This is a genomic window from Acuticoccus sediminis, assembly GCF_003258595.1.
Lineage (GTDB): Bacteria > Pseudomonadota > Alphaproteobacteria > Rhizobiales > Amorphaceae > Acuticoccus > Acuticoccus sediminis.
On the sequence record NZ_QHHQ01000002.1, the window covers coordinates 814,738 to 838,356 of the forward strand.

Genomic DNA, 23,619 nt, shown 5'->3' on the forward strand with positions numbered 1-23,619 from the left:
CGTCCTGCTTATCGGAACGATGGCGCCGCGCCAAATCATGGCTCCAACCCGAGCGTCCCGCTGAGGGGACAGGAGAGAGCCATGAGACTTCCGCCGCCGCTGGATACCTATTTCGAGGCGCAGACGACCGCAGACGCGGACCGCATGGCCGCGACCTTCGCCCCGGGCGGCGTCGTCAGGGACGAGGGACTCCTGCATCGCGGACCCGGCGCCATCCGGGCGTGGTGGCTGGCCGCGAAGCGGCAATACGACCATGTCGCCGAACCGCTCGAGCTTTCGCATGCCGATGGACGCGTCGTCGTGCGGGCGAGAGTCTCCGGCGCGTTCGAAGGCAGTCCCGTCGTGCTCGACTTCGCCTTCCGGCTCAGCGGCGGAAGGATCGCCGAGCTGGAGGTCCGTTGATGAAGCCGTTCCTGACACTCGCAGGCAAGCGGGCGCTCGTGACCGCGGGCACGAAGGGCGCGGGCGCCGCCACCGTGGCGCTGCTGCGTGAGCTCGGCGCGGACGTCCTGACGGCCGCCCGGTCCCGTCCCGAACCGGTCTCCGAGGACCGCTTCGTGGCGGCGGACCTGACGACCGAAGCAGGGTGCCGGACCGTCGCCGCGGCGGTATGCGAACGTCTCGGCGGTGTGGACATCGTTGTCCACATGCTGGGCGGCTCGTCCGCGCCGGCCGGTGGCTTCGCGGTGCTGAGCGAGGCGGAGTGGAGGAGGGAGCTCGACCTCAACCTCTTCCCCGCCGTACGCCTCGACCGGGCGCTGGTCCCGCAGATGTTGGCCGGTGGTGGCGGTGTCGTCATCCACGTGACCTCGATCCAGCGCCTCCTGCCGCTGCCGGAGGCGACGACGGCCTACGCCGCCGCGAAGGCCGCCCTGTCGACCTACAGCAAGAGCCTCTCGAAGGAGGTTTCGCCGAAGGGCGTGCGGGTCGTGCGCGTGTCGCCGGGGTGGATCGAGACGGAGGCGTCCGTCCATCTCGCCGAGCGCCTCGCCGCCGAGGCGGGGACGGACTACGAGGGCGGAAGCCAGATCATCATGGACGCGCTCGGCGGCATTCCCCTCGGCCGTCCCGCGAGGCCGGAGGAGGTCGCGAGCCTCGTCGCCTTCCTCGTTTCGGACAGGGCGGCCAGCATCACGGGCGCGGAATACGTCATCGATGGCGGTACCGTTCCGACGGGGTGACGCCGGGTCCCGGTGTGTGCGGGGGGCGAACCGGACGGGCGGTCAGCCCGCCGGGTCGGCCGCCCAGGCCTCCACCTCGCAGAGGTATTCCGGGCGGATCAGGCGGGCGACGTAGACGAAGGTGGTCGCGGGCGGATTGTCGTTGTGGAACGCGCGCCAGGCGGCCCCATAGCGCTCCATGTCGATCTCCCTGGCCATGAAGATGTTGACCTTGAAGACGTTCGCGGCCGTCAGCCCCTCGCTGGTCAGCACGCGCTCGATGTTCATGAGCGCGTTGGCGAACTGCTCCTCCACCGTCTCCGGCAGCGCGCCCGCCGCGTCGAGGCCGAGCTGGCCGGCGATGGCGAGGACGCGCGCACCGGGCGGCACCACCGCGAGGTGGTGGTATCGCCCGACCGGCGGGGCGAGGTTCGGCGGGTTCTTCTTCTCGATCATGCTGTCTCTTTCGGCCAGGCGCCCGGATTGCGCACATAGCAGGCGACGCGCGCGCCGGTCGGTGATGGCGCGAGGCGCGGGCGGACCGTCTCGCAGCGCGTCTCGCGGATGGGGCAGCGGGTGACGAACGGGCAGCCCGCGGGCGGATCGATCGGGCTCGGCAACTCGCCCGAGAGGATCGTCGCCGCCCGCGCGCGCTGCGCCACCGGGTCCGGCAGCGGGATCGCGGAGAGCAGTGCCTCGGTGTAGGGGTGGGTCGGCGTGTCGAACACGGCCTCGGCGGTCCCGTCCTCCGCGACGGTGCCGAGGTACATCACCACGACGCGGTCGGCGATGTGGCGCACCACCGAAAGGTCGTGGCTGATGAAGAGGTAGGAGAAGCCGAACTCCTCCTGCAGCCGCAGCAGCAGGTTGAGGATCTGCGAGCGGATCGACACGTCGAGCGCGGAGACCGGCTCGTCGCAGACGATGAGCTTGGGCTGCGTCGCGAGCGCACGGGCGATGACGACGCGCTGTCGCTGCCCGCCGGAGAGCTCGTTCGGATGACGCTTGCCCTGGCCGGGGTTGAGGCCCACCACCTCGAGGAGGTGCGCGACCCGTGCCTTGCGCTCCTTTGCGGGCATGCCGGCGATGATGAGCGGCTCGGCGATCGAGTAGTTCACGCTGAGCTTCGGATTGAGGGCGGACACCGGGTCCTGGAAGACCACCTGCATCTCGCGGCGCAACGCGGCGCGGCGGGCCGGCGACGCGCCGAGGAGATCTTCGCCGTCGAAGGCGATGCGCCCGCCCGTCGGCTGAACCAGGCCGAGGATGGCGTTGCCGGCCGTCGACTTGCCGCAACCCGATTCTCCGACCAGCGCGACGGTCTCGCCGCGGCCGATCTCGATGGAGAAGCCGTCGACGGCCTTCACCGTGCCCGTCCTGCCGCCAAGCCAGCCGCCGCGTACGGGGAAGTGGACCTTGAGGTCCTCCACCTGAAGAAGCGGCGCGGTCATAGGGAGCGCTCCATGCGGTCGATGTGCCAGCAGGCGGAGGCGTGCGCGGCGGCGACGGTTTCGAGCGGCGGCTCCTCGGCGCAGGCGTCGTCGGCGAGCGGGCAGCGGGTGCGGAAGCGACACCCGGTCGGCCACTGGCTGACGTCCGGCACGGTGCCCTCGATGGTCCGGAGCGGCTCCTTCCGGGCGCCTGTGAGACGCGGGATCGTCGAGAGCAGCAGCCGCGTGTAGGGGTGGCTCGGCCGGGCGAACAGCTCCTCGACCGGCGCGGTCTCGACGATGCGTCCGCCGTACATGACGCAGACGCGGTCCGCGATGTCCGCCACGACGCCCATGTCGTGCGTGATGAGGAGGATCGCCGTCCCCCGCTCCTCGCGCAGGGTCTTCATGAGGCGCAGGATCTGGGCCTGGATGGTCACGTCGAGCGCGGTCGTCGGCTCGTCGGCGATGAGAAGGCGCGGGTTGGAGATGAGCGCCGAGGCGATCATGACGCGCTGGCACATGCCGCCGGAAAGCTCCGCCGGAAGCTGCCGCGCGCGCCGCTCCGGCTGCGGGATGCCGACGCGGCGCAGCATCTCGACCGCCTGGCGCGCGGCCTCCCGGCCGGAGGCGGCGCCGTGGACGACGAGGCTTTCGGCCACCTGCTCGCCGACCGGCAGGAGCGGGTTGAGTGAGGCGATGGGCTCCTGGAAGATCATCGACAGGGCGACCCCGCGAAGCGCCCGCATCTGCGCCTCGGACCTCGTGAGGAGGTCGTCGCCGTCGAGGCGCACGTGGCCCGACGTCGCCTTCGCCGCCGCCGGCAGGAGGCCCATGACGGAGAGTGCGGTAAGGCTCTTGCCCGAGCCCGACTCCCCGACAATCGCCACCACCTCGCCCGGCATGACCGACAACGAGACGCGGTCGACGACGGGGCGGCCGCCGATCTCGGTGACGAGATTCTCGACGACGAGGACGGGATCAGCCATCCCCGGCCTCCGCCGCGACGCTCGCCCAGGGGCTCGAATGGTGTGCCATCGCGACGTTGACGCCCGCGCCGACGTCACGCGCGGCGGCGGAGGGGATCGCGAAGTTGGTCGGGTAGAGCGTATCGGCGACGATCTCCACCGGGTAGGCGGTGGCGACCCTGGCGGCGATGTCCTCCCCGGCGGTGCGGTTGACCTTGATCGTCGGGGTCGAGCAGTCGAGCCTGGGGGTCTGGAAGGCGTCCTCCAGGCTCATGCCGAAGTCGACCACGTAGGAGAGGATCTGCGCCACGGTCGGGAAGATCATCCGCCCGCCGGCCGCGCCGAGCGCCAGCACCGGCAGCCCGTCCTTCAGCATCAGGACGGGGCACATGTTGGCGAGAGGCTTGGCGCCGGGGGCGATGGCGTTGGCGGTGCCGGGGCGCGGGTCGAACCACATCATCCCGTTGTTCATCAGGATGCCGGAGCGCGGAGGCACCACCTTGGACCCGAAGCGCGACAGGATGGTGTTGGTCAGCGAGACCATGCTGCCGTTCCGGTCGACCACGCTGACGTGGCTCGTGCAGTCGCCCCCCGCCGCCGCGTGGCCCATGGTGTTGAGACGGTCCGCATAGGTCTCGCGGATCGAGCGGGCGTAGGCGAGCGCGCTGTCGGCGTTAGGCGCGGCGCCCGGCGCCCAGGCCTCGAGCCGGCCCAGCGCGGCGAGGAGGCTCGGCCCGCCGGACAGGCCCGGGATCACGGCGAGGTCGTGGCCACGGTAGGACCCGCGCAGCGGCTCGCGCCACGTGGCCTGGTATGCCGCGAAGTCGGCGGCCGAGGCGCGTGAGCCGCCGGCGGCGAGCTCCCCGGCGAGGATCGCCGCAGTCTCACCCTCGTAGAAGTCGCGCGCGCCGTTCTTCTGGAGGCGCTTCAGGAGCGCGGCCTGGCCGGGCATCGGCAATGCGCCGTCCTCCGGTCCCGGCACGAAGGGCGGGCCGCCGTCCGGCAGGAAGAGCGCGGTCGCGCCGGGGTCGGTCCGCAGGTTACGCGCGTCGATCGAGATGCAGAGCGAGGAGAACCAGTCGATCGCCATGCCCCGCTCGGCGAAGCGGATCGCCGGTTCCAGCGCATCGCCGAACGAGAGGGTGCCGAACCGTTCGAGCGCCGCCGAAAGCCCCGCGATGGTGCCGGGAATGGCGATCGACGGGTAGCCGATGACGTTGCGGTCGTCCTTGACCTTCGGCCACTGGAACCAGCCGCCGGCGCCGTCCTCGAGCGGATAGTCGGCCGGGTTCAGCGCCTTCGGGGCGACGACGTTGAAGTCGAGCGTCGCCACCTCGCCGGAGCCGCCGTCGGCGTGGAGCATGAAGCCGCCGCCGCCGACGCCGGAGAGCCATGGCTCCAGCACCGACAGGCACAGCACGGTGACGACCGCCGCGTCCATGGCGTTGCCGCCCGCGGCGAGCACCGCGGCACCGGCCTCCGCCGCCTCGCGGTTCTGGGCCGCGACGAGGCCGCCGGCGGAGCGGACCTCCCGGCGCCGGACCGTCCAGGTCTGCATCAGCCGATCCACGCCGGGTGGCCCTCGACCCCGGCCGGGATCGAGGCGTCCACCACGTAGGCGTCCTTCTGCGTCGCGTCGTGATGCGCGGCGATCTCGCCGACGGTCGCCCACCAGACGTCCTTCTCGGCGGTGATCCGCTCGAACAGCTTCTCCAGCAGGGCGATGCGCTGGGCGCGGCCGGAGATCCAGTCGTGCACCGTCAGCATGAAGAGGCTGCCGTAGCGGTGCAGCACCGACCACTCGTCGAGCCAGCCGTCGAGGATGGGGCCGGGCGCGGACGGGGGCGCGAGGTCGCCGCCACCGCCGAGATAGCGAAAGAACACCGCGTCATCGAGGAGCCACTGCACCGGCACTTCGGTGACGCCGTTCACCGTGTAGGGATGCTCGTAGCCCATCAGGGAGGAATCGTAGAAGCCGAAGCGCTTCACCTCGGCGAGCATGTGCGGCGTCATCTCCCACGCCGGGGAGCGGAAGCCCTTCGGGCGCTGCCCGGTCTGCTTCTCGAAGAGCGCCAGGGAGGCTTCCAGCGCGTGGGTGAAGCCGGCGTCGGAGAGGTCGTTCGCGAGTTCGTGGAAATAGCCGTGGAGGCCGATCTCGTGGCCCCGCCCGACGAGGGCGGGAAGGATCTCGGGGTAGTCCTCCGCGGTCTTGGCGGGAACGAAGAAGGTGCCCTTGATGCCGTAGCGCTCGATGGTGTCGAGGACGCGCCAGAGGCCGACGCGAGGGCCGAAGCGGCGCTGCTCGAGGTGCGACAGGAGCGGCGGCATGCCCTTGCGGTGGTTCCAGAAGTGCGGCGAGTGCGCGTCGAGGTCGAGCGTGAAGCAGGCCGCGCTCCTGTAGCCGTCCGGCCAGGCGTAGGTGTCTTGAGGCATCGTCGGTCCTTTAGAGCGGGTGCTTCTTGTCCTGGTAGACGTCGAGCGAGCCGATCGAGTTGCCGCCGTCGACCGTGAGCGTCGCGCCGGTGATGTAGGCGGCCGCGCTGGAGGCAAGGTAGAGCGCGGCGGGGCCGATGTCCTCGGCCGTCGAGGCGCGGCCCAGCGGCACGGCGGCGGTCACGCGCCTGACGTGCTCGTCCGCGAGCTGACTCACCGACGAGCCGGCGGAGAAGCCCGGCTCCAGCGCGTTGACGCGGATCCCGAACTCGGCGAGCTCCAGCGCGAGACCCTTGGTGAGGCGCTCGAGCGCCGTCTTCGACGTGCAGTAGGGCACCACGGTGCGGCGCATCTTGCGCGCCGCGCCGGACGAGATGTTGATGATCGCGCCTTTGGTGCCCTGCGCGATCATCTGCTTCGCGAGACCGGTGGACAGCACGAACGGGGCCCTGAGGTTGATCCCCATGATGCGGTCCCACTCGGCGACGTCGATGTCGAGCAGGAAGCCGGAGGGGTAGACGCCGGCGTTGTTGAGGAGGACGTCCGCCGCGCCGAACCGCGTGCCGACGGCGGTGACGAGCGCGGCCATCGATGCGTCGTCCGTGAGGTCGGCCGCGTGGGCGAAGCTGCCCTCGGGCGGGGCGATCTCGGCGAGCGTGGCGTCGAGCGCGGCCGGGTCGGTGTCGGTGAGGCAGAGGCGTGCGCCTTCGCGCGCGAAGGTCGCCGCGAGGCGCTTGCCGTAAAGGCCCGCCGCGCCGGTGACCACCACCGCCTTGCCCTTGAATTCGCCTTCGAAGTTCAACGCAGTTTACCTTGATTTGGGATCGAACCTGTCGCGGAGCGCGTCGCCGATGAGGTTGACCGACAGGATGAGGAGGAAGAGGCAGAGTCCCGGGAACGTCGCGATCCAGAAGGCCGAGCCGACGTAGTTGCGTCCGACCGAGAGCATCGCGCCCCAGCTCGCCGTCGGTGGCTGGACGCCGAGGCCGAGGAAGGAGAGGCCCGCCTCGAACAGCACCATCAGCCCGAACTCCAGCGTCGCCACCACGACGAGGGGGCCGATGATGTTGGGCAGGATGTGCAGAAAGAGGACCCGCACCGGCCCCGCGCCCATGAAGCGGGCGATGCGCACGTAGGGCTGTCCGGCGACCGACAGGGTCTGCCCGTAGGCGACGCGGGCGTAGCGCGGCCAGCGGGTGAGGGCGAGCACAAGGACGACGTTGACGAAGCCGGGCCCCAGCACGGCGACGGTGATGATCGCGAGGAGGATTGCCGGGACCGACAGGAAGATGTCGACGATGCGCATGATGATCGTCTCGATCCACCCGCGGTAGTACCCCGCCGCCATGCCGAGCACGGTACCGACGACGGACGACAGGGCCACCGAGAGAAGCGCGACGGAGAGCGAGATCCGCGCGCCGTAGATGATGCGGCTGAGGAGGTCGCGTCCCAGCTCGTCGGAGCCGAGGAGGTAGTAGAACCGTCGCGCCTCCGTCCCCGGCGGCTTGAGCCGGCCGAGGAGGTTCTGCGCGTTGGGGTCGTACGGCGCGAGGTACGGCGCGAAGATCGCCACGACCACGAAGGCGAGGAAGATCGCGACGAACGGCAGCACGCCGGCGCGGATCCTCCGGCGTCCCGGCCGGGCGGCGGGGGCGGCGGCGGTCACGACGCCCCCAGGCGGATGCGCGGGTCGACCACGGTGTAGAGGACGTCCGCGAGGAAGTTGAGCGCGATCGTGACGAACGCGCCGATGAGGACGATCCCCTGCACCACCAGGAAGTCCCGTGCGACGATCGACTGCACCGTGAGGAGCCCGAGCCCCGGCCAGGCGAACACCGTCTCGACGATGACCGCGCCCGCCAGGAGCTGCGAGATCTCGAGCGCCGCGACCGAGATCACGGGGATCGCGGCGTTGCGCATCAGGTGGCGGCGGAAGAGCCGCCCCGTCGCGACACCGCGGGCACGGGCCGAGCGTACGTAGTCCTTCGACAGCTCGTCGAGGACCGCGGTGCGGGTGACGCGGGCGAAGGTCGCCATCGACAGGAGCCCCAGCGCGAGCGAGGGCAGCACGAGGTTGGCAAGGCCCCCCGCGCCGGACGGCGGCAGCCAGCCGAGCCAGACCGCGAAGACCATGATGAAGAGGATGCCGGACCAGAACGTCGGCATCGACTGCGAGGCGAAGACGAAGCCGGTGAGGATCTGCGTCCACCGCCTGTCGCGCCACAGCGCCATCGTCACGCCGAGCGGCACGCCGAGCCCGAACGAGACGAGAAGCGCGCCTGCCGCGAGCTGGAGCGTGTAGGGCACACGCGCCGCGATGATGTCCGTCACCGGGATGCGCTGCACGTAGGACCGGCCGAAGTCGAAGTGGGCGACGTCGGTCAGGAAGGTCCAGTACTGCACGACGAGGGGCGTATCGAGGCCGAGGGAGGCGCGCATCGCCTCGATGTCGGTCTGCGTCGCGGTCTCGGGCACGAGGAGGTAGGTGGGATCGCCGGTCAGACGCTGGATGAAGAACACCAGCGTCATGACCCCGAAGATGGCGACGGCAGCCTGGCCGAGCCGGCGGAGAATGAAGAGTGCCATGGATGCCGGCTCGCCCCGCCGTCAGTCCTGCCAGCTCATGCGGTTGAGGAAGAGGCTCTCGTTGGCCGTCGGCGTCCACTCCAGCGCGGCGTTCGCGCCGTAGAGGGCGGCCGCCTGGTAGAGCGGCAGGATCGCCACCTCGTCCTTCACGATCTGATGCACCTTCCCGTAGGCGGCGAGGCGGACCTCGTCGTCGAGCGAGGAGCGGGCCTCGTCCAGCAGGGCGTCCACCTCCGGGTTCTGGTAGCGAGACCAGGACGACGAGGAGTGCAGCAGCGGGTACATGATGCCGTCCGCGTCCTGGCAGGCGCAGGACCAGCGGCCGAAGGAGATCTGCGGGCGGTTCGCCACCTCCGGGCTGCGGGCCTTGCCGAGATAGGTCGACATGTCGGTGAGGCTGATCTCGACGTCGATGCCGACGTCCGACAGCATCTGCTGCACCGCCTGGACGATGCGCTGGTCGTAGACCGGCGCGGTGTCGAAGGTGACGGCCGTCCCGGCCGCGCCCGCCTCGGCGATCAGCGCCTCGGCCTTCTCCGGGTCGTACGGATAGGGCTCGATGCCGTCGACCCAGCCGAAGTGCGCCGGCGAGGCGAGCTCGCCGACGGGAGTCTCGCCGCCCTGCAGCAGGCCTTCGGTGATGCCTTCCTTGTCGAGCGCGTAGGCCATCGCCTTGCGCAGGTCCGGGTTGTCGAACGGCGGCTTCATCGTGTTGAGGCCGAGGAAGGCGACGCGTTCGGTCAGCACGGTGAGCGGCTTCACGCGCGGGTCCGTCTCAAGCTCTCGCGCCTGGTCGGAGTCGAGACTGACGACGAGGTCGGCGGTCCCGGCCTTGAGGTCCGCGACGCGGGTCGCCCCGTCCGGCACGGCGCGGAACAGCGCCGTCTGGAAGACGCCGGGCTCGCCCCAGTAGTCGTCGTTCTTGGCGAGGGTGACGCTGACGCCGCGCTGCCACTCGCCGAACGCGTACGGGCCGGAGCCGACCGGCGCGAGGTTGAACGCGTCGTTGCCGACCTCCTCCACCACGTGCTTGGGCACGATGGAGAGCTTCACGAGCTGGGCGAGGAGGACGGGATAGGGACCGTCCGTCGTCAGGACGACGGTGTGCCCGTCCTCCGCCTTCGCGCCGATGATCTTGTTGAACTGGCCGAGCTGCGGGCTGCCGAACCCGGGATCGGTGATCCGCGCTACCGAGAACACGACGTCGTCGGCGGTCAGCGGGGTGCCGTCATGGAAGACGATGTCGTCGCGCAGGGTGAAGCGGACCTCGGTGTCGGACACCTGCTCCCACTCCGTCGCCACCTGCGGGATGATCTCACCCGCGTCGTCGCGGGTGACCATGTTGTCGAAGATGTTCCGGTAGACGTAGTAGCTGTCCGGATTCCACTGGCCGTGGGGATCGAGCGAGGACGGCTCGTTCACGAGGTCGATCGTGATCGTGTCCTTGGCCTGGGCGAGGGCGCCCGTGGCCGTGATGGCGGTGAGGGCCAGCGCGGCGAGGCCCGTGACGAAGCGGTTCATGCGTCGATCCCTTCCAGTTGACGGGCCTATTCGCCCCAACCCATGCGGTTCAGGAACATGCTCTCGTTCGCGGTCGGCTGCCACTTCAGATTGGCGGCGCCGCCGTAGATGATCGCCGCCTGGTAGAGCGGGATGATCGGCACGTCTTCCTTCACCTTCTCGTGGAGCGCCTTGTAGGCGTCGAGGCGGGTCTCCTCGTCGAGGGAGGAGCGGCCGGTCTCCAGCAGCTCGTCGACGTCCGGGGAGGACCAGCGCGACCAGGACTGGCCGGAGTGGAGCAGCGGGAACATGATCCCGTCGGCGTCCTGGCAGGCGCACGACCAGCGGCTGAAGGTCAGCATCGGGGCGTCCTCGTTGCTGACCTGCTGGTTCTTCAGCCACGTCGCCATGTCGGTCATCTCGATCTCGACGTTGAGGCCGACGTCGGTCAGCATCTGCTGGATCGCCTGCACGATGCGCTGGTCGAACACCGGAGAGGTGGCGAGCTTCATCGGCGTTCCGGCCGCCTCGCCGACCTCGGCGATGAGGCGCTCGGCCTCCTCCGGGTCGTACGGGAAGGGCTCGATGCCGTCGATCCAGCCGAACGCCGCCGGGGACACCAGCTCGCCGACCACGACCTCGCCGCCCGCGAGGATGCCGTCCACGATGCCTTCCTTGTCGATGGCGAGCGCGATGGCGCGGCGCATGCGCTCGTCATCGAGCGGCGGCTTGGTGGAGTTCAGCGCGAAGTAGCCGACACGTTCGGTCTGTACGATCAGCGGCTTGGCGCTGCCGGAGCCCTCGATCTGGGCGGCCTGGTCGCTGTCGAGCGTCACCACGAGGTCGGCGCTGCCGGCCTGGAGGTTGGCAAGGCGCGTTGCACCGTCCGGCACGGCACGGAAGATCGCCGTCTCGAAGACGCCGGGCTCGCCCCAGTAGTCCCCGTTCTTCGTGAGCGTGACGCTGACGCCGCGCCGCCATTCGGTGAACTTGTAGGGGCCGGAGCCGACCGGGTTCTGGTTGAAGGCGTCGTTGCCGACCTCCTCCACCACGTGCTTCGGCACGATGGAGAGCTTCACGAGCTGCGGCAGCAGGACCGGGTAGGGGCCGTCGGTGGTGAGCACGACGGTGTGCTCGTCCTCCGCCTCGGCGCCGGTGATCTTGTTGAACTGGCCGAGCTGCGGGCTCGCGAACTCCGGATCGGTGATGCGCTCGATGGAGTAGACGACGTCCTCCGCCGTCAGCGGCTCGCCGTCGTGGAAGACGATGTCGTCACGCAGGTGGAAGCGGACTTGCGTGTCGGAGATCCGCTCCCAGTCGGTCGCGACCTGCGGGACGATCTCACCCGCGTCGTCGCGGGTGACCATGTTGTCGAAGACGTTCCGGTAGACGTAGTAGCTGTCCGGATTCCACTGCCCGTGCGGGTCGAGAGAGGACGGCTCGTTCACGAGGTCGATCGTGATGGTGTCCTTCTCCTGCGCCACGGCGGCGCCGGGCAGGGCGAGGCTGACCGCGACGAGCGCGGCAAGACTTAGACGTCGCGTGATGGAGACCAAGCGCTTGCTCCCTTTGTGGTGGTGGCGGTTTGTGCGGACGCCGCGCCCTTGCGGCGGCCGGAGGGCGACGGCGGCGGGCTGATCGCGCCGTCGTGCGCGGCGAGCGCCGCGAGGACGCTCCGCTCGAACCCGGCAACGGCCTTGAGGATTTGCCGCCGGGCGGCCGCCGCATCGTGCGCCGCGATGGCGGCGGCGAGAGGGCGGCGGTCGGCGATCTCGATCACGGCGCCCGATCTGGCGAGGGTGCGGGCGAGGCGTTCGGTGTGGTCCCAGGCCTCGCCCAGCCAGCGCCGTCGCAACGGGCCGAGCCGGCTCGCCAGTGCGTCGAGGAGCTGACGGTCCGCCGTGGCCGCGGCCTCGCGGGCGTTCGGCTCGGCGCGTCTGCCGAGGGCGGCGCCGAGCTCGGCGAGGTCGGCGACCCTCGCGACGTCGGCGCCGGCGACGCCGGCAAGGTCCGGCTCCAGCGTGCGGCGCGCGGCGATCACCTCGCCGGCGGTGGCCCCGGTGATGGGTCGCGCGCGCCATCCATGGCGCGGCAGCGCCTCCACGAAGCCTGCCGCTTCCAGCTTGAAGAGGCCCGCGCGGACGCCGGCCCGGTCCAGTCCGAAGCGCGTCATCAGCGACTGTTCGGCGACGATCTCGCCGGGCAGGACCTCGCACGTGACGAGGGCTTTGCGCAGCCGCTCCTCTGCGAACTCCCGTTTGGAGACGGGTCCCGGAGGCAGCGCCGCGGGGGCGAAGGGCGGGTTATGATCAAGCACGTTGAGATCTTACAGACGGAAATTAAGATGGCACAAGCCAGTCTTTGAGGCACCCCTGCACCAATCCTGTGCGCCCCCGCCGAGCGGCGCGAGAGGCAGGGGCCGCCCATCGCCACAGTCGGGTCGTGAGGAGTTTCGGCGCGGCGCGCCGGGCGTCCCGCCGCTCCGCGGCTGACGAACTCACCGGCGTGGAGAGAGGGGCTTCGCTGCGGCCGCGACGGATGCCGCGCATCGGAGATCAGGATCGCCGGTGCTCATTCGTCCGATCGGCTCGGCGACGGGCCCGGATGCCGAACCGGCAGCGCGGGAGTAGCGGCGCGCGGGCGCGGTAAGTCTGGCCCGTCGAACGGATCGGCGGGCGTGCCCCATGCGTCGTGGGCACGACCGCGCTGGCGGGCGGCCGTAGCGCCGGCCCTGTCCGCTGCACGCCATCCCGCCCGCCCGTCCCCCTCGCGGCGTGGGCGGCTGACGACGGGGGCGCCGTCAGCTCTCTGCGGAGGGCGGGGCGAGGAGCGGGTCGGTGGTGCGGGCGAGCGTCGCGTGGATCATGTCGATGAAGCCGCGGGCGGCGGGCGTGGGCGGTCCGCTGCGGGGCGTCAGGAACGACGCGCGGTAGGGGATCGACGGCGCGAACCGCCGGGCCTCGATCCCGCGCCCGAGCTGGTGGACGATCGGGAACGGGTTCACCAGCGCGACGCCGAGCCCCTCGCGCACGAACTCCACCGCCGATACCGTCGTCGCCGTCTCGATCACGAATCGGCGGCGTACGCCCGCGCGCTCGAACACGCGGTCCATCGCGGCGCGGCCGGAATGGCGGCGGGTGAGCGCCACGAAGGGCTGACCCTCGAGGTCCTCCGGGCGGATCACCTGGCGCGCGGCGAGCGGATGTCCCGCGGGCAGGACGCAGATGGCCTCCGTCGCGATCAGCAGGTCCGCGCGCACGCCCTCGTGGGTGGGGACCGTGTCCGTCAGCCCGAGGTCGTGCCGCCCCTCGGCGATGGAGGAGACGAGCGCGTCCGAGGCGATCACGTCGAACGTCACATCGAGGCCCGGATTGTCGCGTACGAAGAGGGCGATGCGGCTCGGCAGGAAACGGTGCGCGATGGTCGGCGGCGCCGCGATTCTGAGCGTGCCCTCGTGCGACGGGACGTCGGCGGCGCGGTTCTCGATGCGTGCCAGCGCGGCGAAGACCGGGCCGAGCTCGTCGGCGATCGCGAGGGCGTCCTGCGTGGGCGTGAGGCGGCCGCCGGTGCGCGCGAAGAGCCGCCGGCCGAGCTGGTTTTCGAGGCTGGCGAGCGCGCGCGAGACCGCCGGCTGCGACAGGCCGAGGCGTTGCGCGGCCACCGTCGTCTTGCCCGCCTCGACCAGGGCGCGCAACACTTCGAGTTCGCGCAGCGTCACGCTGCTGCGTGCGCCCGATGCCTCATCCCGCGCCAAGTCTTGCATGGTCTATGCGCAAGCCGCATAAGAATTCGTTGTTGACATTCCAATAGCGCATAATAGCCTCCCTCACAACTCGAAGATCAATTGCGCGGGGCGCATCGCCTCGTTCGGGAGAGGGCAGATGAAAAGACTGGCGCTCGCCGGCCTCCTTGCGGCAACGGCGCTCAACCCGGCATTTGCAGATACGCTGACGGTCGGCCTGAAGTCGGAGCCGACGGCGATGGATCCGCAATTCCACAACCTCGCCACCAACACGCAGGTCCTGCTGAACATCTTCCAGGGGCTGACGCGCCAGGACGCGGTGCAGAAGATCGAGCCGAGCCTCGCCACCGAGTGGGAGGCCGTGGACGACACGACCTGGCGCTTCACGCTGCGCGACGGCGTGAAGTTCCACAACGGGTCGGACTTCACCGCGCGCGACGTGATCTACACCTACTGCCGCGTCCCGCTGGTTCAGAACTCGCCGTCCTCCTACACGATCTTCACCGGCGGCTTCGCCGACGTGACGGCCGAGGACGACCATACCGTCATCATCAAGACCGCGGCGAAGAACCCGCTGCTGCCGGTGGAGCTGTCCAACCTGCCGATCGTTTCCGCCGACGCGCTCGGCGCCGAGGAGACCGTCACCTACGCTCCGGGCGGCGAATGCACCGGCATGGGGACCGTGCCGCAGTCCGGCGACTTCAACGACCCGAAGATCGCCGCCGGCACCGGCCCCTACAAGCTCGAGGAATTCACCCGCGGCACCCAGCTCACCCTCGCCCGCAACGAGGACTACTGGGGCGACAAGCCGGACTGGGAGAGCGTCGTCCTGCGGCCGATCACGTCCAACGGCCCGCGAGTCGCAGCCCTCCTCGCCGGCGACGTGATGGTCATCGAGTCACCGCCGATCCAGGACGTGGAGCGGATCGAGGGGGCCGGCTTCACCATCGTCGACGCACTCTCCAACCGCATCATCTACCTCGCGATGCGCCAGGACACGGACGACGCGCCGTCGATCGAGGGCGCGGAGGGCAACCCGCTGCGCGACGCCAAGGTGCGTGAGGCGATCTCGCTCGCGGTCAACCGCGACGCCATCGCCGAGCGGATCATGGGCGGGTACGCCAAGCCGGCCGGAGAGCTCCTGCCGCCGCCGATGTTCGGCACGTCCGGCCGCGCGGTCGATGGCTACGACCCGAACAAGGCGAAGGAGCTGCTCGCCGACGCCGGCTACCCGGACGGCTTCTCCATCACCCTCGGCACGCCGAACGACCGCTACATCAACGACGAGCAGGTCGCCCAGGCCGTCGCGCAGATGCTGACGCGGATCGGCATCAAGACCTCGGTCGACGCGGTGACGGCGAGCCAGTTCTTCTCCCGCCGCAACAACCTCGAGTTCCCGATCTACCTCGCGGGCTGGGGGGCCTCGTCGGGCGAAATGTCCTCGCCGCTCAAGTCGCTGGTCGCGACCTACGACAAGGACGCGGGCATGGGCGTCACCAACGCCGGGCGCTACTCGAACCCGGACATGGACGAGACGCTGAAGGAGGCGATGGCCACCATCGACGACGAGAAGCGGGCCGAGCTGCTCGCCGAAGCCGAGACGATGGTGCTCGACGACTACGGCATCATCCCGCTCCACTACGAACAGACCGTCTGGGCTCTGGCGCCCGGCCTCACCTATGAGCCGCGCGTCGATCAGTATACGCTGGCCTACGAGGTCAAGAAGGCCGAGTGAGGCTCTAGATGATCGTCTACCTCGTCCGGCGGGTCGGGCAGAGCCTGTTCGCGATCGTGGCGATGGCGATCCTGGTGTTCGTCGGGGTCTATGCCATCGGCAACCCCGTCGACATCCTCATCAACCCCGAGGCCTCCCAGGCCGAGATCGCGGCGACCACCGCACGTCTCGGCCTCGACAAGCCGCTCTGGGAGCAGTTCCTCGTCTTTGCCGGGAACGCGCTGCAGGGCGATCTCGGCGACTCCTTCGTGTACGGCCGGCCGGCGGTGGAGATCATCCTCGACCGCCTGCCCGCGACCATGGAGCTCGCCTTCTTCGCGCTGATCCTGTCGGTCGGCATCGGCGTCCCGCTCGGCGTCATCGCCGGGCTGAAGCCGGACGGCATCGCGGGAAAGTCGATCATGGCCGGCTCCATCCTCGGCTTCTCGCTGCCGAACTTCTGGCAGGGCATGATCCTCATCCTCGTCTTCGCCGTGCTCCTCGGCTGGCTGCCGGCGGGCGGGCGCGGGGAGACGGTGGACGTCCTCGGCATCCGCGTCTCGTTCCTCACCTGGGACGGGCTGCGCCACCTCATCCTGCCGGCGATCAACCTCGCGCTCTTCAAGATGAGCCTCATCATCCGCCTCGCGAGAGCGAACACGCGCGAGGTGATGCTGCTCGACTACGTGAAGTTCGCCCGCGCCAAGGGGCTCAGCCACCGGCGCGTCGTCATGGTGCACATCCTGAAGAACATCATGATCCCGGTCGTCACCATCATCGGCCTGGAGCTCGGCTCCATGGTGGCCTTCGCCGTCGTCACCGAGACGGTGTTCGCCTGGCCTGGCATGGGCAAGCTCCTCATCGACTCCATCAACCTCCTCGACCGTCCGCTGATCGTCGCCTACCTCATGATGACGGTCGGGATCATCGTGACGATCAACCTCGTCGTCGACGTCTGCTACTCGCTGCTCGACCCGCGGGTGCGCCTGTCGGAGGCGAAGGGATGAGCGACGCCGCGGACCCGTTCGTCGCCGGCCTCGAGCCGGAGGTCGCCAAGCCGCTGAGCGTGCAGAGCCCGTTCGCCCGGGGCGTGCGCGACTTCTTCGAGGACAGGCTCGCCATCATCGGCCTGGTGCTGTTCGTCGCGATTGCGGCGGTGGCGATCGCGGCGCCCTGGATCGTGCCGCAGAACCCCTACGACCTCGCCCAGCTCGACATCATGGACGGCGGCCAGCCGCCCGGGTCGGAAAGCTTCATGACCGGCGGCACCTACTGGCTCGGCACCGACCTGCAGGGCCGGGACATGCTCTCCGCCATCGCCTACGGGCTGCGCATCTCGCTCCTGGTGGCGTTCGTCTCGCTCGGCTGCGCGATCACCATCGGCGTCGTCCTCGGCGTCGCGGCGGCCTACTTCGGCGGGCGGGTCGAGTCGGTCATCATGCGGGTGGTCGACCTGCAGCTCTCGTTTCCGGCGATCCTCATCGCGCTGATCCTGCTGGCGCTCTTCGGACGCGGGATCGACAAGGTGATCATCGCCCTGGTGATCGTGCAGTGGGCCTACTACGCGCGCACGGTGCGCTCCTCGGCGATGGTGGAGCGGCGCAAGGACTACATCGACGCCGCGCGGGTGCTGGGCCTGTCGCACCGGCGGATCATGTTCCGCCACCTCCTCCCCAACTGCCTGCCGCCGCTGATCGTGGTGGCGACGGTGCAGATCGCGCAGGCCATCGCGCTGGAGGCGACGCTCTCCTTCCTCGGCGTCGGCGTGCCGATCACCGAGCCTTCGCTCGGGCTGCTGATCGCCAACGGGTACGACTACCTGCTGTCGGGACGGTACTGGATCAGCGTCTTCCCGGGCGTGGCGCTGGTCTCGACGATCATCGCCATCAACCTCGTCGGCGACCGCCTTCGCGACCTCCTGAATCCGAGGCTCCAGCGATGACGCTCCTCACGGTCGAGAACCTTCAGACCCACTTCTTCACCCGTGACGGGGTGGCGAAGGCGGTGGACGGCGTCTCCTTTACGCTGGAGCGCGGCGAGATCCTGGGCCTCGTCGGCGAGTCGGGGTCGGGCAAGTCCGTCACCGGCTTCTCGATCCTCGGCCTCGTCGACGAGCCGGGCCGGGTCGTCGGCGGCAGGATCGTCTTCGACGGGACCGACCTCGTCGCCGAGCCCAGCGCCATCGAGGGGCTGCGCGGCAAGCGCATCGCGATGATCTTCCAGGACCCGATGATGACGCTCAATCCGGTGCTCCGGATCGACACGCAGATGGTCGAGACCGTGCTCGCGCACGAGAAGGTGTCGCGCAAGGCCGCTCTCGCCCGCGCGCGCGAGACGCTGACGGCGGTCGGCATCTCCTCGCCCGACGAACGGCTGAAGTCCTACCCGCACCAGTTCTCCGGCGGCATGCGCCAGCGCGTCGCCATCGCCATCGCGCTGCTGCACGAGCCGGACCTCATCATCGCCGACGAGCCGACGACCGCGCTCGACGTGACGATCCAGGCGCAGATCCTCTCCGAGGTGCAGCGCCTCGCGGCGGACCGGGGCATGTCGCTGATCTGGATCACGCACGACCTCGCCGTCGTCTCCGCGCTCGCCGACCGCATCGCGGTCATGTACGCCGGGCGTATCGTCGAGACGGGGCCGACGGCGGGCGTCATCGGCGCGCCCCACCACCCCTATACGCGCGGCCTCATCGCCTCGGTCCCGCACGGCAAGAGGCACGGCGAGCCGCTCAGCCAGATCGACGGGATGACGCCGGCGCTGACCCGACTGCCCGAGGGCTGCAAGTTCCGCCCGCGCTGTCCGCGCGCGGACGCCGCCTGCACCGTCGAGCCGCCGCTCGCCGAGCTCAGCCCCGCCCGCACGGTGCGCTGCGTGCACCCCCACCTCTCCGAAAAGGCCGCCGCATGACGCCCATCGTCGAGATCGATGGCGTGTCGAAGCGCTTCGTGACGGAGCTCGACCTCGCCGAGAGCACCGCGAAGCTCCTCGGCGCCCGGGTGGAGGCGCAGACCGTGCACGCGGTCGACGACGTCTCGCTCGCCATCGCCCCCGGCGAGGTGGTCGGGCTCGTCGGCGAGTCGGGCTGCGGCAAGTCCACGCTGGGGCGCATGGTCGTCGGCCTGCTGAACCCGTCCGACGGCGCGGTGCGCTACCGCGGCAAGACCTACGGGGAGCTGAAGGGCGAGGCGCAGCGCAAGGCGCGCCTCAAGGTGCAGATGGTCTTCCAGGACCCGATGAGCTCGCTCAACCCGCGCCTTCGCGTCGCCGAGCTGATCGGTGAGGCGCCACGCGTCCACGGCATCGTCCCCCGCCGGGAGGTGAAGGACTACGTCGCCGACCTCCTGGAGCGCGTCGGCCTCGACCCGACGACGGCCAGGCGCTACCCGCACCAGTTCTCGGGCGGTCAGCGCGCCCGCATCGGCATCGCGCGGGCGCTGGGGGTGAACCCGGAGGTGATCGTCTGCGACGAGTCGGTCGCGGCGCTCGACGTGTCGATCCAGGCGCAGATCCTCAACCTCTTCATGCGCCTGCGGGCCGATCTCGGCCTCACCTACCTTTTCATCAGCCACGACCTCGGCGTGGTCGAACACATCTCGGACCGGATCGCGGTGATGTATCTTGGCCGCATCGTCGAGCTCGGCGAGGCGGAGGACGTCATCCGCCGCCCGAACCACCCCTACACCCAGGCGCTGGTCGCCGAGATCCCGACGCTCGGCACGGAGAAGCGCACGTTCGCGGCGATCAAGGGGGAGATCCCGTCGCCGCTCCATCCGCCGCCGGGCTGCCACTTCCATCCGCGCTGCCCTCACGCCTTCGACCGCTGCCGTGTCGAGCGGCCGGCCCTCAAGGATGTCGGCGGCCGCCTCTCGGCCTGCCACTTGAACGACGACGCCCGCCGCGCCGCCTGAACAGGAGCCACCAATGAATTCCGAAAAGATCTGGGACCACGTCGAGGCGAAGCGTCAGGACTACCTCGACCTCTCCGACCGCATCTGGGGAATGCCGGAGATCGCCTACACCGAGTACCGCTCCTCCGCCGAGCATACGGCGATGCTGAAGGCGGAAGGCTTCAAGGTGACCGAGAACGCCGCCGGTATCCCGACCGCCGTCTACGGCGAGGCGGGCGAGGGCGGTCCGATCATCGCAATTCTCGGCGAGTACGACGCATTGCCGGGGCTCAGCCAGGAGGCCGGCATCGCCGAGCCCAGGCCGCTGCCGGGGAGCGGCAACGGCCACGGCTGCGGCCACAACATGCTGGGCTCGGCCGCGCTCCTCGCCGCCACCGCGCTGAAGAACTGGCTGGAGGAGACCGGGACGCCCGGCCGCGTGCGCTATTATGGCTGCCCGGCCGAGGAAGGGGGCGCCGCGAAGGCCTTCATGGTCCGCGCAGGCCTCTTCGACGACGTCGACGCCGCGATCACGTGGCACCCGGCCTCGCTCACCCGGGTGGACGAGGCGCTGAGCCTTGCCAATACGCGCCTCGACTTCACGTTCACCGGCCGTGCCAGCCACGCGGCGGCCGCACCCCATCTCGGCCGCTCCGCGCTCGATGCGGTCGAGCTGATGAATGTCGGCGTCAACTACATGCGCGAGCACATGCCCTCGTCGGCACGCATCCACTACGCCTACATCGACGCCGGTGGCGTCGCCCCGAACGTGGTGCAGGGCAAGGCGAAGGTGCGCTATGCGGTGCGCTCGCTCGACCTTCCGGGCATGAAGGCGCTCAACGAGCGCGTCATCAAGATCGCCCAGGGTGCGGCGCTGATGACCGAGACGACGGTGGACGTGAAGGTGCTCTCGGCCGTCTCCAACCTCCTCGGCAACACGCCGATGGAGAAGACCATGTATAACAACATGCTGCGCCTCGGCCCGGTGGAGTTCGACGGGGTGGACCGCGAGTACGCCGAGGCGATCCAGGCAACGCTCAGCGACGAGGACATCACCTCAGACTATCGCCGTTGCGGCGTGCGGCCGTCCGAGACGAAGCCGCTGTGCGACTTCATCGTGCCGCTGGACCAGGTCGGCGAGCCGATGATCGGCTCGACGGATGTCGGCGACGTCTCCTGGTCGGTGCCGACGGTGCAGGCGCGCGTCGCGACCCACGCGATCGGCACGCCCGGCCACTCCTGGCAGATCACGGCGCAGGGCAAGGCCGGTCCGGCGCACAAGGGCCTGGTCTGGGCGGCGAAGGTGATGGCCGGCACGGCGGTCGACCTGATGACGGAGCCCTCCGCCCTCGAGGCCGCGAAGAAGGACCACGCCGCGCGCGTCGCCAGGACGCCGTACGAGTGCCCGATCCCGACCGACGTCGAGCCGCCGATCCAGCCCCGCCCGGCCGACCTCGCGGCCTGACCCGCGTTCCGGGGCGGGCGCTTCGGACGGGAGCCGCCCGCATAGCCCGGCGGTCGGCCTGCGCCGCCGGGTGTGCGGGGCTGCCTGGGACAAGCGCCGATCACCGTCCCGCCGGCCTTCGGCCCCAATCAGCCTGCGTGGCCGGGACGGCGGGGAAGGGGAGCTGGCGATGGAGGGGACGGAGCGGCGGTCTAGGACCAGCACAGACGCTGGGGCATGACCTCGGAGCGCATCGACCGCAGCGGCAGGGGGACGGGGCTCCACGCGGAGCCGGCGATGTCCCACGAGGGGGCATCGTGGCGGGCGGTGTCGCGGTGCCGGTCGCCCGGGGCGAAGGCGCCGCAATAGAGCTCGGTGAACCCGGCGGGGTCCGTCGAACCCCAGAAGCCCGGCCCGGCGGACGGGGTCGCAGCCCGCGCGGTCCCTGGGGATCGCGCGCGGTTCGCCAAGGTGAACGGCGCGAACGCCACCCAACGGGCGATGTGAGATCGCTTGAACATCGGCGCCTCCAACATCGTCTACACGCCTGATCATACATGATCCCCGCGCCGCGGCGAAGGACGGCGCGAACGGTGTCGCCGGACTGGTAAAGGCGGCCCTTGCTGCCGCCCCCGGTGCGTTCGCCGGACCGGCCCGGCATCAGCGGCGGATCGCGCCGAACGCCTCGATCTGCGCCTTGATGGCGATCTCCGTCGGCAGGCGCTCCATCGAGCTCGCGCCGTAGAAGCCGTCGCAGGCGGGGACGCGCTCCAGCACGTAGCGGGCGTCTTCCGGCATCGCGATCGGCCCGCCGTGGCACAGCACCAGGACGTCCGGGCGGACCGCGCGTGCGGCCTCGGCCCACGCCCCGATCCGCGCCACGCAGTCGTCCAGCGTCAAGGCGGTCTCGGCGCCGATCGCCCCGCCCGTGGTGAGGCCGAGGTGGCAGACGATGATGTCCGCGCCGGCCCGGGTCATCGCGTCCGCGTCATCCTCGCAGAACACGTACGGGGTGGTCAGCATGTCCTTGGCGTTGGCCCGGGCGACGAGCTCGACCTCATGCGCGAAGCCCATGCCGGTCTCTTCGAGGTTGGCGCGGAAGACGCCGTCGATGAGGCCGACGGTGGGGAAGTTCTGGATGCCGGCGAACCCCAGCGCCCTCAGCTCGTCGAGGAAATGGTCGGCGATCATGAACGGGTCGGTCCCGTTGACGCCGGCGAGCACCGGGGTGGAGCGGACCACCGGCAGCACCTCGCGCGCCATCTCCTTCACGATCTCGTTGGCGTTGCCGTAGGCGAGGAGCCCGGCCAGCGAGCCGCGCCCGGCCATCCGGTAGCGGCCCGAATTGTAGATCACGATGAGGTCGATGCCGCCGGCCTCCTCGCACCGGGCCGAGAGGCCCGTGCCGGCGCCGCCGCCGATGATCGGCACGCCCGCCGCCTTCTTGGCGTTGAGGTTGGCGAGGATGGCGGCTCTGGATTGTGGTGCCACGGGTCGATCCTTAAGCGAGAAGCGAGTGATAGATGTCGACGACGGCCTCGGCGAAGGCCGGGTCGTTGATATGCAGGTCGAGTTCGACGAGGCGGCGCCGCGGCCCCGCCACGAAGCCGGCGCGGATCGTCTCGAAGAGCGCCTCGTCCGCCGCCGGGTCGTGGAAGGGCTGGCCGGCGGCGTCGATCGCCGAGACACCCTTCAGCGGCAGCAGGAAGGCGGTCGGACCGTCCATCCGGTTGAGCCGCTCGACGATGAAGCGGCCGATGTCGCGGCTCTCCCCGGGCGTGGTGCGCATCAGCGTCACCTGCTCGTTGTGGACGTAGAGGGTCCGGCCCCGGTAGCGCTCCGGGACCGTGTCCATCGCGCCGAAGTTGACCATGTCCACCGCGCCGACGGACCCGACATAGGGAAGGCGGGTCCGGATCGCCGCGCCGAAGCGGTCGTCTGTACACGGGAAGACGCCGCCGAAGAGGTGGTCGGGGACCTCGGTGGTGGTGACATCGATCATGCCGGTCAGGAAACCCGATTCGGCGAGCTTTTCCATCGACTGGCCGCCGGTGCCGGTGGCGTGGAACACGGCGACGTCGTACTCGGCCTCGAGCCGCTCGCGGATCCGGGTGACGCACGGGGTGGTGACGCCGAACATCGTCATGCCGACCGCGGGCTTGTCCGCCGCCGATTCGGGCGCCGCGAGCGTCGCCATGCCGACCGCGGCGTGGACGGCATTGCCGATCACCCGGCGGGACACCCTGTTGAGGCCGGCGATGTCGACAACGGAGTACATCATGGCGATGTCGTTGGGGCCGACGTAGGGCGCGGTGTTGCCGGAGGCGACGGTGGAGAGCATCAGCTTCGGGACGCCGATCGGAAGGGCCCGCATGGCGTGGGTGACGAGCGCGGTGTTGCCGCTGCCGCCAAGGCCCATCACGCCGGCGATGTCCTCCCGCGAGGCGAGGAAGCGGGTCAGCGCCTCGGCCATCGCGTTGACCGCTGCGCCGCGGTCGGTGAGGCCCAGCACGGCCGAAGCGCTGTCCGGGTGGCAGGCGGCGACGGCGGCGGGGCCGAAGTCGGCGGCGGCATGGGTCGCGGTGGTGCTGACGTCGACGGTTGTCACGGCGGCGCCCGCCGCTCTGGCGACCGCCGCCGCGTAGTCGAGCTCCGGTCCCTTCGTGTCGAAGGTCCCGATAATGTAGAGTTTATTCATTCCTTCCCCCCTCCGCGTGGACTTATAGGTCCGGACCGCGTCGGGTGAGTG

The 23,619-nt window shown here is 70.2% G+C and carries 23 protein-coding genes; 8 read left to right on the forward strand and 15 right to left on the reverse strand.

The features are described 5' to 3' along the window. Positions 1-81: 81 nt before the first annotated feature. Positions 82-402, forward strand: coding sequence for a nuclear transport factor 2 family protein (locus DLJ53_RS11680; RefSeq protein WP_111345310.1), 321 nt, complete (start codon positions 82-84; stop codon positions 400-402). Then, positions 402-1,181 (forward strand): SDR family oxidoreductase, encoded by a 780-nt coding sequence (locus DLJ53_RS11685; RefSeq protein WP_111345311.1) that lies wholly within the window; start codon positions 402-404, stop codon positions 1,179-1,181. Before DLJ53_RS11680 ends, DLJ53_RS11685 begins: the two co-directional genes overlap by 1 nt. A 42-nt stretch (positions 1,182-1,223) precedes the next feature. Here DLJ53_RS11685 and DLJ53_RS11690 read toward each other — a convergent pair whose 3' ends face one another. From DLJ53_RS11690 to DLJ53_RS11745, 12 genes are all read right to left on the reverse strand, one after another. Then, complete coding sequence (locus tag DLJ53_RS11690; RefSeq protein ID WP_111345313.1) at positions 1,224-1,616, reverse strand: RidA family protein; 393 nt, start codon at positions 1,614-1,616, stop codon at positions 1,224-1,226. Then, the gene (locus DLJ53_RS11695) at positions 1,613-2,611 is read right to left on the reverse strand and encodes an ABC transporter ATP-binding protein (RefSeq protein ID WP_111345314.1); all 999 of its coding nucleotides are present in this window, start codon (positions 2,609-2,611) and stop codon (positions 1,613-1,615) included. The genes DLJ53_RS11690 and DLJ53_RS11695 overlap by 4 nt, the downstream gene beginning before the upstream one ends. Next, positions 2,608-3,579 carry an ABC transporter ATP-binding protein gene (locus DLJ53_RS11700; protein ID WP_111345316.1) on the reverse strand — a complete coding sequence of 324 codons (972 nt, stop codon included), beginning with the start codon at positions 3,577-3,579 and terminating at the stop codon, positions 2,608-2,610. The genes DLJ53_RS11695 and DLJ53_RS11700 overlap by 4 nt, the downstream gene beginning before the upstream one ends. Continuing rightward, a complete protein-coding gene (locus tag DLJ53_RS11705; protein ID WP_202913110.1) occupies positions 3,572-5,116 on the reverse strand; it encodes a gamma-glutamyltransferase in 1,545 nt (514 codons plus the stop codon). The genes DLJ53_RS11700 and DLJ53_RS11705 overlap by 8 nt, the downstream gene beginning before the upstream one ends. After that, complete coding sequence (locus DLJ53_RS11710) at positions 5,116-5,991, reverse strand: polysaccharide deacetylase family protein (RefSeq protein WP_111345317.1); 876 nt, start codon at positions 5,989-5,991, stop codon at positions 5,116-5,118. The genes DLJ53_RS11705 and DLJ53_RS11710 overlap by 1 nt, the downstream gene beginning before the upstream one ends. 10 nt (positions 5,992-6,001) lie before the next feature. After that, the gene (locus DLJ53_RS11715) at positions 6,002-6,793 is read right to left on the reverse strand and encodes an SDR family NAD(P)-dependent oxidoreductase (RefSeq protein WP_111345319.1); all 792 of its coding nucleotides are present in this window, start codon (positions 6,791-6,793) and stop codon (positions 6,002-6,004) included. 6 nt (positions 6,794-6,799) lie between these two features. Further along, the gene (locus DLJ53_RS11720) at positions 6,800-7,657 is read right to left on the reverse strand and encodes an ABC transporter permease (RefSeq protein ID WP_111345320.1); all 858 of its coding nucleotides are present in this window, start codon (positions 7,655-7,657) and stop codon (positions 6,800-6,802) included. Next, positions 7,654-8,577, reverse strand: coding sequence for an ABC transporter permease (locus DLJ53_RS11725; protein WP_111345322.1), 924 nt, complete (start codon positions 8,575-8,577; stop codon positions 7,654-7,656). Before DLJ53_RS11725 ends, DLJ53_RS11720 begins: the two co-directional genes overlap by 4 nt. A 21-nt stretch (positions 8,578-8,598) precedes the next feature. Next, complete coding sequence (locus DLJ53_RS11730; protein ID WP_111345323.1) at positions 8,599-10,098, reverse strand: ABC transporter substrate-binding protein; 1,500 nt, start codon at positions 10,096-10,098, stop codon at positions 8,599-8,601. Positions 10,099-10,124: 26 nt separating this feature from the next. Continuing rightward, on the reverse strand, positions 10,125-11,633 hold the full coding sequence (locus DLJ53_RS11735; protein WP_202913111.1) for an ABC transporter substrate-binding protein: 1,509 nt from the start codon (positions 11,631-11,633) through the stop codon (positions 10,125-10,127). Next, positions 11,609-12,394, reverse strand: coding sequence for a GntR family transcriptional regulator (locus DLJ53_RS36030; protein WP_111346277.1), 786 nt, complete (start codon positions 12,392-12,394; stop codon positions 11,609-11,611). Before DLJ53_RS36030 ends, DLJ53_RS11735 begins: the two co-directional genes overlap by 25 nt. A 483-nt stretch (positions 12,395-12,877) precedes the next feature. Next, entirely contained in the window at positions 12,878-13,840 is a 963-nt protein-coding gene (locus DLJ53_RS11745) for a LysR substrate-binding domain-containing protein (protein WP_111345327.1), read from the reverse strand. Between the two features lie 118 nt (positions 13,841-13,958). Here DLJ53_RS11745 and DLJ53_RS11750 point away from each other — a divergent pair, with 118 nt between their 5' ends. The 6 genes from DLJ53_RS11750 to DLJ53_RS11775 are packed head-to-tail and all read left to right on the forward strand — an operon-like array spanning position 13,959 to position 20,891. Then, on the forward strand, positions 13,959-15,554 hold the full coding sequence (locus tag DLJ53_RS11750) for an ABC transporter substrate-binding protein (RefSeq protein WP_111345328.1): 1,596 nt from the start codon (positions 13,959-13,961) through the stop codon (positions 15,552-15,554). A gap of 8 nt (positions 15,555-15,562) precedes the next feature. Next, on the forward strand, positions 15,563-16,540 hold the full coding sequence (locus DLJ53_RS11755; RefSeq protein ID WP_111345330.1) for an ABC transporter permease: 978 nt from the start codon (positions 15,563-15,565) through the stop codon (positions 16,538-16,540). Beyond that, a complete protein-coding gene (locus tag DLJ53_RS11760; protein WP_111345331.1) occupies positions 16,537-17,475 on the forward strand; it encodes an ABC transporter permease in 939 nt (312 codons plus the stop codon). Before DLJ53_RS11755 ends, DLJ53_RS11760 begins: the two co-directional genes overlap by 4 nt. Beyond that, on the forward strand, positions 17,472-18,446 hold the full coding sequence (locus DLJ53_RS11765; protein WP_111345333.1) for an ABC transporter ATP-binding protein: 975 nt from the start codon (positions 17,472-17,474) through the stop codon (positions 18,444-18,446). Before DLJ53_RS11760 ends, DLJ53_RS11765 begins: the two co-directional genes overlap by 4 nt. Next, on the forward strand, positions 18,443-19,447 hold the full coding sequence (locus DLJ53_RS11770) for an ABC transporter ATP-binding protein (RefSeq protein WP_111345334.1): 1,005 nt from the start codon (positions 18,443-18,445) through the stop codon (positions 19,445-19,447). The genes DLJ53_RS11765 and DLJ53_RS11770 overlap by 4 nt, the downstream gene beginning before the upstream one ends. A gap of 13 nt (positions 19,448-19,460) precedes the next feature. Beyond that, complete coding sequence (locus DLJ53_RS11775) at positions 19,461-20,891, forward strand: M20 family metallopeptidase (RefSeq protein ID WP_111345336.1); 1,431 nt, start codon at positions 19,461-19,463, stop codon at positions 20,889-20,891. A 191-nt stretch (positions 20,892-21,082) separates the two neighbouring features. On the opposite strand, the gene DLJ53_RS11780 is transcribed toward DLJ53_RS11775, so the two are convergent. The 3 genes from DLJ53_RS11780 to DLJ53_RS11790 all read right to left on the reverse strand — a co-directional run bounded on the left by DLJ53_RS11780 (position 21,083) and on the right by DLJ53_RS11790 (position 23,568). Beyond that, a complete protein-coding gene (locus DLJ53_RS11780; protein WP_146619935.1) occupies positions 21,083-21,391 on the reverse strand; it encodes a hypothetical protein in 309 nt (102 codons plus the stop codon). 139 nt (positions 21,392-21,530) lie between these two features. Then, positions 21,531-22,361, reverse strand: a complete 831-nt coding sequence (locus DLJ53_RS11785) for a phosphoenolpyruvate hydrolase family protein (protein WP_111345339.1) — start codon at positions 22,359-22,361, stop codon at positions 21,531-21,533. Between the two features lie 10 nt (positions 22,362-22,371). Continuing rightward, on the reverse strand, positions 22,372-23,568 hold the full coding sequence (locus tag DLJ53_RS11790; protein WP_111345341.1) for a Tm-1-like ATP-binding domain-containing protein: 1,197 nt from the start codon (positions 23,566-23,568) through the stop codon (positions 22,372-22,374). Positions 23,569-23,619 lie beyond the last annotated feature (51 nt).

Coding starts and splice junctions, on each gene's coding strand:
- DLJ53_RS11775 (WP_111345336.1), top strand. CDS start 19,461: ATGAATTCCGAAAAGATCTGGGACCACGTCGAGGCGAAGCGTCAGGAC.
- DLJ53_RS11790 (WP_111345341.1), bottom strand. CDS start 23,568: ATGAATAAACTCTACATTATCGGGACCTTCGACACGAAGGGACCGGAG.
- DLJ53_RS11765 (WP_111345333.1), top strand. CDS start 17,472: ATGACGCTCCTCACGGTCGAGAACCTTCAGACCCACTTCTTCACCCGT.
- DLJ53_RS11685 (WP_111345311.1), top strand. CDS start 402: ATGAAGCCGTTCCTGACACTCGCAGGCAAGCGGGCGCTCGTGACCGCG.
- DLJ53_RS11770 (WP_111345334.1), top strand. CDS start 18,443: ATGACGCCCATCGTCGAGATCGATGGCGTGTCGAAGCGCTTCGTGACG.
- DLJ53_RS11710 (WP_111345317.1), bottom strand. CDS start 5,991: ATGCCTCAAGACACCTACGCCTGGCCGGACGGCTACAGGAGCGCGGCC.
- DLJ53_RS11750 (WP_111345328.1), top strand. CDS start 13,959: ATGAAAAGACTGGCGCTCGCCGGCCTCCTTGCGGCAACGGCGCTCAAC.
- DLJ53_RS11695 (WP_111345314.1), bottom strand. CDS start 2,611: ATGACCGCGCCGCTTCTTCAGGTGGAGGACCTCAAGGTCCACTTCCCC.
- DLJ53_RS11680 (WP_111345310.1), top strand. CDS start 82: ATGAGACTTCCGCCGCCGCTGGATACCTATTTCGAGGCGCAGACGACC.
- DLJ53_RS11690 (WP_111345313.1), bottom strand. CDS start 1,616: ATGATCGAGAAGAAGAACCCGCCGAACCTCGCCCCGCCGGTCGGGCGA.
- DLJ53_RS11755 (WP_111345330.1), top strand. CDS start 15,563: ATGATCGTCTACCTCGTCCGGCGGGTCGGGCAGAGCCTGTTCGCGATC.
- DLJ53_RS11745 (WP_111345327.1), bottom strand. CDS start 13,840: ATGCAAGACTTGGCGCGGGATGAGGCATCGGGCGCACGCAGCAGCGTG.
- DLJ53_RS11705 (WP_202913110.1), bottom strand. CDS start 5,116: ATGCAGACCTGGACGGTCCGGCGCCGGGAGGTCCGCTCCGCCGGCGGC.
- DLJ53_RS11780 (WP_146619935.1), bottom strand. CDS start 21,391: ATGTTCAAGCGATCTCACATCGCCCGTTGGGTGGCGTTCGCGCCGTTC.
- DLJ53_RS11725 (WP_111345322.1), bottom strand. CDS start 8,577: ATGGCACTCTTCATTCTCCGCCGGCTCGGCCAGGCTGCCGTCGCCATC.
- DLJ53_RS11730 (WP_111345323.1), bottom strand. CDS start 10,098: ATGAACCGCTTCGTCACGGGCCTCGCCGCGCTGGCCCTCACCGCCATC.
- DLJ53_RS11700 (WP_111345316.1), bottom strand. CDS start 3,579: ATGGCTGATCCCGTCCTCGTCGTCGAGAATCTCGTCACCGAGATCGGC.
- DLJ53_RS11760 (WP_111345331.1), top strand. CDS start 16,537: ATGAGCGACGCCGCGGACCCGTTCGTCGCCGGCCTCGAGCCGGAGGTC.